Raw genomic sequence first — 13,749 nt, 5'->3', positions numbered from 1 at the left:
CTGCTTCGGCACCGCCTCGACGAGGCGGTGCCGTTCATCCTCACCGACCCGGCCACGCACATCCGTCCGGCCGGCCGGTCAGGAGGGCGCGCCGGCCAGGACTTCCACCTTGCCGGTGTCGAGCGAGTAGTAGGCGCCGACCACGGCAAGGGCGCCCTTCCCCACGAGCGGGGCCAGGTCCTGGTTGGAGCGCAGGTCGGCCGCTGTCAGCCTGACCTGGGCGCGGGCCATGGTCTCGACCGGATCGGTACCGCCTTCCCGGACCGCCTGCTCGTACGCCGGCCGCAGAGCCTTGGCGATCGCCTCCAGGTTTCCCGGCAGCGGCTTGCCGGCTCGGATGGACTTGTACGCCGCCTCGATGGCGCCGCAGCGCTGATGCCCAAGGACGACGATGAGTGGAGTGCCACTCGTCATGGGCCCGTACTCCACGGAACCCGTGACCACCGGGCCGACCGCCTCCCCACCGGTGCGCATCACGTAGAGGTCACCCAGCCCGGTGTCGAAGAGGAGCTCGGGCGGCACCCGGGAGTCGATGCACGCGAGGATCGACCCGAACGGCTCCTGCGTCTGGGCCACGAGCTGGCGCCGGTCCGGATCCCGGTCGGGATGGCGCAGATCTCCGCTCACCCAGCGCTTGTTGCCGTCCACCAGTCTCGCGAACGCTGCGGCGGGCGTGGCCGGCCGCGCCTCCGGCGAAGCGCTGCTCGTCGGCGAAGCGCCGCTCGCCGACGGGGCGGCGCTCGTCGATGAGCACCCCGCAAGCGCGACCGTGGCGACCGCAAGTCCGCCGGCGAGCAGAGCTCTGCGATCCGGATGTGCCGTACTGTCCATCGGTCGTTCCCCTCGGTCCGCTGAGCCACGTCCTACGTCTTGACCAGGGCGATTGTTCAGCGCGGTGTGGGAACCCGACGGCAGACGCACGAGGACATGCGCTGCTTTGCCACCGACGGCCCACAGAGCCGGCCCGGGCAGCTGATTGAGCGTGATGCGCGAGGCGGGCGCGAGTGGCACGACTCCTCGGGGCTCTCCTGTCGGCTTCCGGACGGTGTCCGACCCGTGGACAATCGCTGCATGCCAGTCGGCTCTCGACCGATGCCAGGTAGTTCCGTATCGACTCTTGGCTCAAAAGAAGCAGCGCAATCGGTTCGCCTGTTTCGCCCGACCGGTCGTCGTCGACAGTGCTCAGTGGTACGTGGGGATGCACCGGGGGAAGCCGGCCATCGGGCGCGCCTATGCCGGGCACCTCATCGAGAAGGGTGTTCGCTACTTCCAGCCAGTGTTCGCTACTTCCAGCCACAGGGTTGAGTCGCGGATCCGACGAGAGGGCAGGTACCACCGCCCGGCTTCGACACCTCAGCGACCTCGATCGTCAGCCGCACATGCCGCAGATGCCGCGCTGGGCACCGGCAGCATCGAGAGGAGAACGGCATGTCGTATCCGGAGCCGATCTACGGGGACGGCAAGGGAGAGATCAGCGCCACATACCGGCCGGCGGACACGGTGCCGAACCTGCAGTTCCGCACCGGCAGCGCCACCCACTACCTGGCGACCACGCACACCACGCACGGCGAGTTCGGGCTGTACCGGATGGACATGGCACCCGGAGCGGGCGGCCCGGCCACGCACTTCCACCGGTCGATCTCGGAATCGTTCTTCATCCTCGACGGGACGGTGCAGATCTACAACGGTGAGCGGTGGATCGACACCGAGCAGGGCGACTTCGTGTACGTACCGCAGGGCGGGCTGCACGCATTCCGGAACGACTCCGACGCGCCGGCGTCGATGCTGCTGCTGTTCACGCCGGGTGCGCCGCGCGAGGAGTACTTCGAGAAGGTCGCTCAGGCCGCCGAGTGGTCACAGGAGGAGCGGACCGAGTTCTTCATCAAGCACGACACGTACTGGACGGACTGATCGGCATGGCGGGCCATCTGCATGCCGGACATGGCGTGCGGGTGACCGCATGCGAGGTCAGGGCGCCATGCCCGTCTTGAGTCCCGCGCCGCACAGCGGTACGACGACGCTGCGGTCCGTCCAGTCGCCGACCGCAGCCCAGCAGGCGACGCCGGTCGTCTCGACGTAGAAGCCGCGGGCCGCCAGATCCAGCTGCGCCTCGCGGATCTGAGCCTCCGTCACGGTGAGGAATGTGCCACCGGACTCCCTCACCGCCGCCAGGATCTGGCGTGCGCGCGGTGGGCGGGGGATGGCGATGCCTTCGGCGAGTGTCGGGGCGGCCGCGCGGCCGGGATCGTCGAGCAGGCCGTCCGTGCCCGCGTGGAAGGCGGCGGCCAGTGGTGAGACGGCCTCGGCCTGTACAGCGATCAGCGCCGGCCTTTCGTCGATCAGGCCATGGGCGTGGAGCTCCGCGGTGGCCAGGGCCGCGCCGAGCAGCAGCGTGCCGTTGCCGACCGGTACGGCGATGGCGTCGGGGAGCCGGCCGCCGAGGTCTTCCCACATCTCGTAGACGTATGTCTTCGTGCCGTGCAGGAAGTACGGGTTGAAGACATGCGAGGCGTAGAAGGTGCCGGGGGAGTCGGCGGCGGCCCGGGCGGCGTGTGCGGTGGCCTCGCGGTCGCCGGGGACGATCTCCAGGCGGGCGCCGTGGGCCCGGATCTGTTCGGTCTTCTTCGGGGAGGTGCCCTCGGGGACGTACACCGTGCAGGGCAGTCCGGCCCGCGCGCAGTAGGCGGCGACGGCGGTTCCCGCGTTGCCGCTGCTGTCCGCGACGACGCGTTCGGGGGAGAGTCGGCGGGCCAGTTCGGCGAGCATCACGGCGCCGCGGTCCTTGAAGGAGAGCGTCGGCATCAGGAAGTCGAGCTTGGCGGAGACCGTGCCGGTGACCGGCACGAGCGGCGTGCGGCCCTCCCCGAGGCTGGTGGTGGGCGAGGAGAGGGGCAGCGCCTCCTCGTAACGCCACAGTGAATTGACGCGTCCGGCCAGGGAGTTGAGTGAGACCCGGCCGGCGGCTTCGAAGTCGAGATCCCAGGGGCTGCGGCAGACCGGACAGCACCAGGTCAGGCTGGTGGTCTCGGCGCGGGTTCCGTCCTGCGGGCAGAGATAGGTGGCCATGACCGCCAGCATGTCAGGCGTGTGGCGGGCGAATGGCGAAGGTATGGCACAGCCCACGGGACCCTTGTGGGATTCCTATGGATCGGTCAATCTTTCGCTGTCGGCCGGGCGATGGGCAGCACGGATCCCGGAACAGTTGATTTGTCATGACCATGTTCTTCGGCTTGTCTCTGTTCCTGTCTCCGTCCTCAGTCACCGCATCCCGCGCCACGCCCCCACCAGCGCACCGCAATTGAGGAGGACCCCTCACATGTCAGTGATGCGTCACACCCCCCACGCGCGTCGAAGATTTGCCGCAGCGAGCGTCATAGCCGGCGCCGCTCTCGTCCTCTCCACCGCTGCGACGTTCCCCGCCACCGCGGCCGGGACGGCGGCAGAAGGCCGGATCGAGAACGCCGGCGCCCCGGGCACCATCAGTGGCAGCTACATCGTCACACTCGACGAATCGGCGGCCGAAGCGGGCTCCGCGCAGGGCAAGGCGCTGGCCGAGGAGTACGGCGCCAAGATCAAGAAGACCTACCATGCTGCGCTCAACGGCTACGCGGTCGAGCTCTCCGCCGCCCAGGCGAAGAAGTTCGCCGCGGACCCGGCGGTCAAGTCGGTCGTGCAGAACCGGACCTTCAGGGTCTCCGGCACCCAGCCGTCGCCGCCCTCGTGGGGACTGGACCGGATCGACCAGAAGAGCCTGCCGCTGAACGGGAGTTACACCTACCCCGACAAGGCCGGCGAGGGCGTCACCGCGTACATCATCGACACCGGTGTCCGGATCACCCACAGCGACTTCGGCGGCCGGGCCTCGTACGGCTACGACGCCATCGACAACGACAACACCGCACAGGACGGTTACGGCCACGGCACCCATGTGGCGGGCACCGTGGCAGGTTCCGCGTACGGCGTCGCCAAGAAGGCGAAGATCGTCGCCGTCCGGGTCCTCGACAACAGCGGCTCCGGCACGACCGCCCAGGTCGTCGCGGGCATCGACTGGGTGACGGCGCACGCCGTCAAACCCGCCGTCGCCAACATGAGCCTCGGCGGCGGGGCGGACTCCGTGCTCGACGCCGCCGTGCGCAACTCCATCGCGTCCGGCATCACCTACGCCGTGGCCGCGGGCAACGAGTCGACCAACGCCTCCACGAAGTCACCGGCACGCGTCACCGAGGCCATCACCGTCGGCTCCACGACCAGCACCGACGCCCGCTCCAGCTTCTCCAACTACGGCAGCGTGCTGGACATCTTCGCCCCGGGCTCGTCGATCACCTCGGCCTGGAACACCAGCGACAGCGCCACCAGCACGATCTCCGGTACCTCGATGGCGACCCCGCACGTAGCGGGCGCCGCGGCCCTCTATCTGGCCGACCACCCGAGCGACACCCCCGCGCAGGTCTCCGCCGGACTGGTCGCCGCGGCCGCCACCGGAGTCGTGACCAGCCCTGGCACGGGTTCACCGAACCGGCTGCTGAACGTCGGCACCGGCACCACGACTCCGCCGGGACCGAAGTTCGAGAACACGACGAGTTACACCATCAGCGACAACTCCACCGTCGAGTCGCCGGTCACCGTCACCGGTGTCACCGGCAACGCGCCGGCGGCGCTGAGCGTGCCCGTCGACATCACGCACACCTACATCGGCGACCTGAGGATCGACCTGGTGGCCCCCGACGGTTCGGTCTACAACCTGAAGGCGTACGGAACGGGCGGCAGCAGCGACAACGTGATCACCACCTACACGGTGAACGCCTCGTCGGAGGTGGCGAACGGCACCTGGAAGCTACGGGTCAGCGACAACGCGGCGGCCGACACCGGGAGGATCAACTCCTGGGCGCTGCAGTTCTGATGTCGCGTCCGTAGGGCATTCGTGAGTCGCTGAACGTGTGGGGGCGACCGCTCCGGCGGCCACCCCCACACCTCTGCCGAGCAATGCCCTGTGGGCTTCTGCGGGGTACCCCTAGCGCCGACCGAGGCCCTGGTCGACGGCGGTCATCAGCTCGCCGTCGTCCGTGTCCCCGTCCAGCGACCAGAACATCGCGCCGCCCAGACCGTGCTGACGGATGTACGACGTCTTGGTGCGCAGCACCTGCGGGTCGTCGTACGTCCACAGGGTCGTGCCGTCGAACAGCCAGGCGTGGCCGTTCCTGACATCCCGATGGATCTTGTACGTACCGGATTCGGCCAGCTTCTTGAGGGCCTTGTAGTCCTCGTAGCCCGCAGCCCAGGTGGCGGGCGCGGGGGCCGCGGCGGGTCGGCCGAGACCATCGCCGCCGCCCGTCACGCCGGTCCAGCCCTGACCGTAGAACGGCATGCCCATGACCAGCTTGCGGGCGGGTGCGCCGCGCTTGATCCAATCGCGCACGGTCTGGTCGACGCTGAAGTCGTCCTTCGCGTACAGCGCGGACTGCTGCGCCGTGGTCGCCTCGCCGGACACATGGAAGTCGTAACCCTGCAGGTTCACGAAGTCGAAGTCCCGCATGATGCGGCGGACGTCGAAGCCTGCGTCGATCTTGGCCGGAGCGGTGGGGACGAACGCCGACAGCTCGTAGTGCTTGGGCCTGCTGTTGTGCCCGCGCCCCTTGCCCTCCTTGGCGGTGCTCTTCGCGTACGCGTCGAGCTGGGTGCGGAACTCGTGCACCAGAGCGGTGAAGTTCCGCTTGTCCTCGGGACGGTAGACCGTGTCCGTGTCACCGGCGGAACCGGGCCACTCCCAGTCGATGTCCACGCCGTCGAAGAGGCCGGCCGCCGCGCCCTCGCCGCCGCGCGCCCCGTCCACCGGCAGATTTCCCTTGAAGTACAGGTCGATGCAGGAGGAGACGAACGCCTTGCGGGAGGCGGCGGTGCGGGCCGCGTCCGAGAAGTGGGTGGACCAGCTCCAGCCACCCAGGGAGATCATCACCTTGAGGCCGGGGTGCTTGGCCTTCAGCTCGCGCAACTGATTGAAGTTGCCCGCGAGAGGCTGGGTGTCGGTGTCCGCGACGCCGTCCACCGACCCCGCGGCGTCCAGCGGGCGGGCGTAGTCCGCCCAGGCGTCGGCCTCTCCCGGCACATTGCCGGTGAAGCACTTGCCGTCGGCGCTGACGTTGCCGAAGGCGTAGTTGATGTGGGTGAGCTTGGCCGCGGCGCCGCTCGTGTCAAGGTCCTTGACCTGGAAGTCGCGTCCGTAGATGCCCCATTGGGTGAAGTAGCCGACACGCTTGTAGGCGGCGGAACCGGAGGCGTGGGCGTGGGAGGCGGAGCCTCCGGAGGCGGAGGCGGCGGGTGCGATCCCGGCCACCAGTGAGAGGGCGCAGGCGGCAATGGCCAGTCTGGACAGGGTTCTTCGACGCATGGGGCCCGTTCCTGTGGGTGCGCTGTGAGGTGCGAGAGCCGTGCTGTGTGTGAGGAAACTATTGGTCTGGACCAAAACGGGTCAAGGGGTTGGCGGTGATCGGGCGTGATCGAGAGGATCCATGACGCCGCGCCGGGGCGAGCGTGATCGGGATTCCCGTGGTGGCCGGGGCGGGATATGCGCAGGGCAGCACCGAATCATCACTTCGGGTGAAACTTTGGCCTGTGCTTGCGGTTCACAACCGACGGTTGCCAGGCTGTTGCAGACTGTCAACCTGTTGGGAGTGGCCTGTGACATTCGGTGAGCAGCCCGCCTATCTGCGCGTTGCGAGCGATCTGCGAGAGAAGATCGTCAACGGTTCGCTGCCGCCGCACACGCGCCTGCCGTCGCAGGCCCGTATCCGCGAGGAGTACGGCGTCTCGGACACCGTCGCGCTGGAGGCACGCAAGGTGCTGATGGCGGAAGGGCTGGTCGAGGGACGCTCCGGCTCCGGTACGTACGTGCGCGCACGCCCGGTCCCGCGTCGTATCGCCCGCTCCGGCTACCGGCCGGACGCCGGAGCCAGTCCGTTCCGCCAGGAGCAGACGGCGGAAGGGGTGCGAGGGACGTGGGAGTCCCGCAGTGAACAGGAGGAGGCGAGCCCGGAGATCGCCGAGCGCCTCGGTGTCGAGCAGGGGGACCGGGTGATGCGTACGAGATACATCTTCCGGGAAGCGGGGGAGCCGATGATGCTCTCCACCTCCTGGGAACCCCTGGCGATCACGGGACGCACGCCGGTGATGCTGCCGGAGGAAGGCCCGCTGGGCGGCTGCGGGGTGGTCGAGCGGATGGCCGCGATCGATGTCGTCGTGGACAACGTGGTGGAGCAGGTCGGCGCGCGCCCGGGGCTGGCGGAGGAGCTCCTGGCGCTCGGTGGCGTGCCGGGCCATGTGGTGATGGTGATCGGGCGTACGTACTACGCGTCGGGGCGGCCGGTCGAGACGGCTGACGTGGTGGTTCCCGCCGACCGCTTCCGGATCTCCTATCACCTTCCCGTCAGGTGACCGGTGCGTCGCGCCCTGCCGGGCGGCCGGTGTGTCGAGTTCCTGTCGGGTGACCGATACCCGGACGGCCTGTCCGGCGCTCGTGATGACGAGTTAACGCCCGCTCAGTTCTCTTAACCGACGGGCAATCACTGGCCGTAACGGCTTGTCATGTCCTGCTCCTACCTTCCGTTCGTACCCGCACACCGGACTGACGAACGGGAAGTGACCGATGACGGACACTGTCGGCCCCACGACGACGACCGAGGCCCCGGAGGCGATGCCCATCGGGGTCCCGGAAGCAACGGAGACCGGGACCGCCGAACCGCCACCCCCCAGGCGCAGTTACGCAAAGCTCGCCGCCGACGAAAGCCGCGAGGACTACTCACTTCGCTACGCGCCGCACTCCTTCCGGCGCTGGTCGCCCTCGATGGTCGCGGGCACTGCACTCGGCGGCATCGCCTATCTCGCCGACTTCGCGATCGGCGCCTCGATCGTCTTCACCTACGGCTTCACCAGCGGTTTCGCCTCGATCCTGACCGCCGCGACGATCATCTTCCTCACCGGCATACCGATCGCCCGGGCCTGTGCGAAGTACGGCCTGGACATGGATCTGGTCACCCGAGGCGCCGGCTTCGGCTACTTCGGCTCGACGCTGACCTCGCTGATCTACGCGTCCTTCACTTTCATCTTCTTCGCCCTCGAAGGCTCGATCATGGCGCAGGCCATGCATCAGGCCGTCGGGCTGCCGGTCGAGGTCGGCTATCTGCTGACCACGTTGATCGTCATCCCCATCGTCTTCCGTGGCATGGGGGCGCTCGCCAAGGTGCAGGCGTGGACCCAGCCGATCTGGATCGTCGGTATGGTCCTGCCGTTCGTCGTGCTCGCCTTCGAAGCCCCCGACGCCTGGGGCGCGTTCGGCTCCTTCGGCGGCACGGAGGGTGCGGGATCCGGCTTCTCCTGGATCGGTTTCGGGCTCGGTACGGGCGTCGCACTCTCGCTCATCGCCCAGATCGGCGAGCAGGCCGACTATCTGCGTTTCATGCCCGCGAAGACCGAGGCCAACAAACGGCGCTGGAATCTCGCGGTGCTCGCCGCCGGGCCCGGCTGGGTCATCATCGGGGCGGCGAAGCAGCTCGGCGGCGCGCTGCTGGCGTTCGTGGCCCTGGAGGCTGTCGGAAAGACGCATGCACTGGAACCGATCGCACCGCAGATCGAGGCGCTGAAGCCGTGGCTCGGCTCGTTCGCCCTTCCGGCTGCCGCTCTGTTCGTGATCGTCTCGCAGATCAAGATCAATGTGACCAACGCCTACAGCGGCTCGCTGTCCTGGTCGAACTTCTTCTCGCGGATCACCCACAAACACCCGGGCCGGGTCTGGTACATCTTCCTCAACCTCGCCATCGCGCTGACGCTGATGGAGATGAACATGTTCGCCGCCCTCAACAAACTGCTGGGCTTCTACTCGAACGTGGGCATCGCCTGGATCGCGGCCGTCGCCGCCGATCTGGTCATCAACAAGCGGATCGGGCTCAGCCCGCGGTACATCGAGTTCAAACGCGCTTATCTGTACGCGGTGAATCCGGCAGGATTCGGCGCGATGGTGATCGCCTCAACCGTCTCGATCCTGGCCTTCTTCGGGCTGTTCGGTGTCTATGCGGAGGCTTTCTCGACCTTCATCGCGGCCGGACTCTCCCTGACTCTCTGCCCGTTGATCGCCTGGGCGACGAAGGGGAAGTACTACCTGGCCCGCCCCAACCCGGTGAACGGCCCGGAAGTCGAGATCGAGGACATCACGGCCACCCACACCTGCTCGGTCTGCGACACCGCCTACGAACTCCCGGACATCGCCGACTGTCCGGTCCGGTCGGGTCCCATCTGCTCGCTGTGCTGCTCGCTGGACGCGGAATGCGGGGACGTCTGCCGCAAGGAACCGGCGGCCGGTCCGGTCCTCATGCCGATGCCGACGATCCGGACGGCAGCGGCGGAGGCGTAAGCGGCGCAAGTGATCCGTGTGGCACAGGGGGGCGCATCGGGATGACTGCGCCCCTTTGTGATGGCCGGATCGGTGCCTCTTTGTGTAATTACGTATCCGTTGCGTGAAGGTCAGGCGTACGCTCGGGCATATGCGTACTGCGGTTTCCTGGGGATCCTTAGAGTCGTGCACGCCGTTCAGGGGAGGGGCGCAATGCTCGGGAGGGACACGATGAGCGACGGCGGGGCCGTGCTCCCTTGGCTGGTGATAAGGCAGGACGACAACGGCAACAGGTACCGCGTCGGCAGATATGCCACGCAGGCCGAGGCACAGAAGATCGCCGAGAAACTCGACAGTCGTGGCCACAAGCAGCTCTATTGGGTCGAACGGCTGGGGCAGAGCGCCCGCCCCTGACCCGCCTTCCCTGACCTCCGCATCGGGTGGGCCGGCCGGTGGGGCGCGAGGCGGGGCGGGGCGGGCCGGAGTGGTCGCGGCGGGGCGGGTCGTAGCTCGTGGCCGGGGGTTACGCTCCGGCGTATGAACGATCGCGTGGTGGTGGCCGGAGCCGTCTACGACCAGGGGCGCATGCTGGCCGCGCGCCGCAGCGCCCCGCCCGAGCTGGCGGGCCGCTGGGAGCTGCCCGGCGGGAAGCTGGAGCCCGGGGAGACCGGCGAGCAGGCGCTCGTGCGTGAACTCCGCGAGGAACTCGGTGTGGAGACGGAGCCGCTGGAGCGCATCCCCGGCGAGTGGCCGCTGGCGCCCGGATATGTGCTCCGGGTGTGGACGGCGCGGCTGGTGTCCGGTGTGCCCGCCCCGCTCCAGGACCATGACGAACTGAGATGGCTCGGACCGGGCGAGAGTGACGCCGTCGACTGGCTGGACCAGGACCGGCCCGCCGTAGCCGAGGCCATGCGCCGCCTGCCGACCGGAACAGACGCGACCGGAACAGTCGCGCCCGGAGCCACTCCTGAGCGGGACGCCCCGACCGGGCCCTTGTCGGACGGCGCGCGCCACTGACCGCGCGCCCCCCCTGTGCGCGCGCACGCCACCCTGCACCCGTACGCCCCACATGTCGATTCGAGCGATAGGCCACCCTGAATATCGGGTATGGGCTGATTAGTCCCCTTAAACAGAACGTTCCCTGCTTGCTGGTCTTGGGAAGTGATCGGCGTGATCGATACCGAAGGCGACTGCGCCGAGTGGACCTTTCCGGCCGTGCCGGGGGCTGTGCGCACTGCTCGGCATGCGGTCCACGAGGCGCTGCGCGGCTGGGGGCTCGATGCGACGGTCGGTGATGTGACCGTTCTGCTGGTCAGTGAGCTGGTGACCAATTCCATGCGCTACACCTCAGGCCCCATCGGCGTGCGACTCGTGCGTCCCCAACCCGACGGCGAAGGTCCGGACGCCCGCCCCGGACTGCTTGTGGAAGTCTCCGATCCGCTTCCGGATCCGCCCACCGAACGTGCTGCCGGACCCGATGACGAAGGGGGCCGAGGGCTGCAGCTCGTGGCCCGCTCTGCTCGCCGCTGGGGGACGCGGCGCGGAAAGAGTGGCAAGACGGTGTGGTTCGAGCTGGCCCTCCCTGGTTAGGAGTGGGGTGGGACGCACAGCGATCACAAAGCTCGGGCAGTACCAGTCAGTACCTGGCTGAAACGGACTGAGACCGTGCTGTGATCGTGAACGCCGTGTCGGTGGGCGCCGTAGTGCTGAATACTGCGGGCAGGACCGGTCCGGTGTGTGAGCTGGAGGGGACGGTCGCGTGAGCGAAATACCTGGGACAGCGGGCAACGTAGTGTGGCAGAGCAGCCCGCCTGGCTCGATCTATGACTACATCAGGGTCGCCTCCTTCTCGATCGGCCCCGACGGGCTGATCGAGCAGTGGAGCCGCCGGGCCGCCGGTCTCTTCGGCATTGCCGCAGACGAAGCGGTGGGCAGAGATCCGGTCGAGGCCTTCATGCCCTCCGAGCTGCGCACCGACGGCCATCGCCGGGTCGGCGAGATACTCGACGGCAAGGAGTGGACGGGCCTCGTCCCCTTCCGCATGCCGGGCGACAACGCCGTTCACGGGCTCGCCGAGCTCTATGTGATGCCCAGTGAGACGGGGAGCGGGGAGCGGGCCGCGCTCTGCATCGTCGTCGATGTCCGAGCCCTGCGCCGTATCGAGACGGACCTGGCGGCTTCGCAGGCCATTTTCGGCCAATCTCCCTTCGGTTTCGTGTTGTTCGGCACAGACTTCACGGTCGTACGAGCCAACCAGCGCTTCGCCACCGTCTTCGGCGGCCAGGCCGACGACCACCGCGGCCGCACGGTCGACGACTATCTCGCCCGCCCCGAGGCCGAGCGGCTCACCGCCACCCTCAAGCGGGTCCTGGAGACCGGAGACTCCGTCACCGATCTCCAGCTCGTCGGCACCGCACCAGGTGACGAGGAGAGCCGCCACTGGTCGATGAACCTCTACCGCGTGCACAGCGGAGCAGGCCGGCCCGTCGGCGTCGCCGGTCTGGCCACCGACGTCACCCGTCGCCATATAGCTGCCCGCGAGGCCGCCAACGCCCGCCGGAACCTCGCCCTCCTCAACGAGGCCAGCGCCCGCATCGGCAACTCCCTCGACCTGGAGACCACCGCCCGCGAACTCCTCGACGTGGCCGTACCCGGCTTCTGCGACCTCGCCTCCGTCGACCTCTACCAGGGGCTGCTCACCGGCGACGAGGCACCGCCCGGCAGGTGGGGCTCGCTCCGCCAGGAGCCCGTCGGGGGCTCCGCCGAACTGCGCCGCGTCGGTTTCGCCAGCGCCGTGTCGGACGCCGTTCCGGACAGCACCGCGACCCACGGGGACACCGAACCGCCGGCACTGGGCGCCGTCCATCGCTACCCCTTCAACTCCCCTTGCGCCAAGGCTCTGCGCACCGGCCGGGTCAAGAACGTCCCCGGAGACGACCGCGGCTTCGTCCAGTCCACCCTCGCCGTGCCGATGGTCGCCCATGACACCGTCGTCGGCCTCGTCCAGTTCTCCCGTACGAAGGGCAGCGAACCCTTCGGCGAGCGCGACCGTGCCCTCGCCACCGAACTGGCCGCCCGCGCCGCCGTCTGTATCGACAACGCCCGCCTCTACCGGCGCGAACACGAACGCGCACTCATCCTCCAGCGCAGCCTGCTGCCGCCCGGCGACCCGGAGGCCGCGGGCCTCGACATCGCCTGCCGCTATCTGCCCGGCAACGCGGCGACCGAGGTGGGTGGCGACTGGTTCGACGTGATCGAACTCCCCGGGCATCGCACCGCGCTGGTCGTCGGCGACGTCATGGGGCGCGGGCTGCGGGCCGCCGTCGCCATGGGCGAACTGCGCACCGCCGTGAGGACTCTGGCGCTCCTCGACCTGGAACCCGCCGAAGTGCTCTCCGCGCTCGACGAGGTCGCCCGCGGCCTCGGCACCCCCGGTGGCAGCACGGCCTCCGACGGCGTCGGAGGTGGCGCCCAGTGGCCCTCGAGGGCCTCCCACAAGTCCCGCGACGCCGACCTGTCCGAGGTCTACCTGGCGACATGTGTCTATGCCGTCTACGACTCGGTCACCCGGCGATGCACCTTCGCCAACGCCGGTCACCTCCCCCCTGTTGTGGTCGAGCCGGGCGAACCGGCCCTGCTGCTCGACGTCCCGCCCGGGATGCCGCTGGGCGTCGGCGGCGAACCCTTCGAGGAAGTCGAGGTCGAACTCAAGGAGGGCGCCCTCCTCGCCCTCTACACCGATGGACTCGTCGAATCCCGCGACCATCCGCTCGACGAAGGACTGCAGGCTCTGCGCAATGCCCTCGTCGAACCTGCACTTCCCCTGGAGGACGTCTGTGACCACGTCCTGAGCACCCTCGACACCCGGCACGGCGAGGACGACATCGCCCTGCTGATGGCCCGTATCCAGGGCCTGCCGGCCGACGCAGTCGGCGACTGGCGGCTGCCGCGCGAACCCCGGTCCGTCGGTCGCGCCCGCGAACTGGCCCGCAGCCAACTGATCGCCTGGGACCTCGACGACCTGGTGGACACCACCGAACTCCTCGTCAGCGAGTTGGTGACCAATGCCCTGCGGTACGGCGAGGGCGAGATCCGGCTCAGGCTGCTGCGCGACCGCACGCTCGTGTGCGAGGTATGGGATGCGGGTCTCGTCCAGCCACGGCGTCGCCGGGCGCGTGACACGGACGAGGGCGGGCGAGGGCTGCAGCTGGTGGGGCTGTTGAGCGCGGCCTGGGGTTCGAGGCGGACGCCGCGCGGCAAGACCGTCTGGTTCGAACTGCCGCTGCCCGACGGACAGCCGGCCGCCGAGCGTACGGTCGAGCAGCTGCTGAGCATGTTCTGACACCTGGACGTGGTGCGAGTGCGGTGAG

General features: G+C 68.8%; 11 protein-coding genes. 8 read left to right on the top strand and 3 right to left on the bottom strand.

Features of this window, described 5'->3' with window-relative positions:
- Nucleotides 1-78 precede the first annotated feature (78 nt).
- Nucleotides 79-831 carry a carbonic anhydrase gene (locus OHB49_RS16515; RefSeq protein ID WP_329161147.1) on the bottom strand — a complete coding sequence of 251 codons (753 nt, stop codon included), beginning with the start codon at nt 829-831 and terminating at the stop codon, nt 79-81.
- Nucleotides 832-1,428: 597 nt separating this feature from the next.
- Between OHB49_RS16515 and OHB49_RS16510 the strand changes: the two genes are divergently transcribed.
- On the top strand, nt 1,429-1,911 hold the full coding sequence (locus OHB49_RS16510) for a cupin domain-containing protein (protein WP_329161145.1): 483 nt from the start codon (nt 1,429-1,431) through the stop codon (nt 1,909-1,911).
- A gap of 57 nt (nt 1,912-1,968) precedes the next feature.
- Here OHB49_RS16510 and OHB49_RS16505 read toward each other — a convergent pair whose 3' ends face one another.
- Nucleotides 1,969-3,066, bottom strand: coding sequence for a threonine synthase (locus OHB49_RS16505; protein ID WP_329161143.1), 1,098 nt, complete (start codon nt 3,064-3,066; stop codon nt 1,969-1,971).
- 250 nt (nt 3,067-3,316) lie between these two features.
- Between OHB49_RS16505 and OHB49_RS16500 the strand changes: the two genes are divergently transcribed.
- The gene (locus OHB49_RS16500) at nt 3,317-4,900 is read left to right on the top strand and encodes a S8 family peptidase (RefSeq protein WP_329161142.1); all 1,584 of its coding nucleotides are present in this window, start codon (nt 3,317-3,319) and stop codon (nt 4,898-4,900) included.
- 111 nt (nt 4,901-5,011) lie between these two features.
- On the opposite strand, the gene OHB49_RS16495 is transcribed toward OHB49_RS16500, so the two are convergent.
- Nucleotides 5,012-6,385, bottom strand: a complete 1,374-nt coding sequence (locus OHB49_RS16495; RefSeq protein WP_329161141.1) for a glycoside hydrolase family 18 protein — start codon at nt 6,383-6,385, stop codon at nt 5,012-5,014.
- Nucleotides 6,386-6,675: 290 nt separating this feature from the next.
- Here OHB49_RS16495 and OHB49_RS16490 point away from each other — a divergent pair, with 290 nt between their 5' ends.
- The 6 genes from OHB49_RS16490 to OHB49_RS16465 all read left to right on the top strand — a co-directional run bounded on the left by OHB49_RS16490 (nt 6,676) and on the right by OHB49_RS16465 (nt 13,721).
- Nucleotides 6,676-7,428, top strand: a complete 753-nt coding sequence (locus OHB49_RS16490) for a GntR family transcriptional regulator (RefSeq protein WP_030969438.1) — start codon at nt 6,676-6,678, stop codon at nt 7,426-7,428.
- 211 nt (nt 7,429-7,639) lie between these two features.
- Nucleotides 7,640-9,400, top strand: a complete 1,761-nt coding sequence (locus OHB49_RS16485) for a purine-cytosine permease family protein (RefSeq protein WP_443079529.1) — start codon at nt 7,640-7,642, stop codon at nt 9,398-9,400.
- 210 nt (nt 9,401-9,610) lie between these two features.
- On the top strand, nt 9,611-9,793 hold the full coding sequence (locus tag OHB49_RS16480; RefSeq protein ID WP_199919158.1) for an SPOR domain-containing protein: 183 nt from the start codon (nt 9,611-9,613) through the stop codon (nt 9,791-9,793).
- A 123-nt stretch (nt 9,794-9,916) separates the two neighbouring features.
- Entirely contained in the window at nt 9,917-10,396 is a 480-nt protein-coding gene (locus OHB49_RS16475; RefSeq protein ID WP_078852615.1) for a (deoxy)nucleoside triphosphate pyrophosphohydrolase, read from the top strand.
- Between the two features lie 144 nt (nt 10,397-10,540).
- Nucleotides 10,541-10,969: an ATP-binding protein gene (locus OHB49_RS16470; protein WP_030969444.1), complete on the top strand. Its 429-nt coding sequence runs from the start codon at nt 10,541-10,543 to the stop codon at nt 10,967-10,969.
- A 202-nt stretch (nt 10,970-11,171) separates the two neighbouring features.
- Nucleotides 11,172-13,721, top strand: coding sequence for a SpoIIE family protein phosphatase (locus OHB49_RS16465; RefSeq protein WP_329166503.1), 2,550 nt, complete (start codon nt 11,172-11,174; stop codon nt 13,719-13,721).
- The last annotated feature ends 28 nt before the right edge of the window (nt 13,722-13,749 follow it).

Source organism: Streptomyces sp. NBC_01717, from assembly GCF_036248255.1.
GTDB lineage: Bacteria > Actinomycetota > Actinomycetes > Streptomycetales > Streptomycetaceae > Streptomyces.
This window is presented reverse-complemented; position numbering and strand designations above follow the sequence as displayed.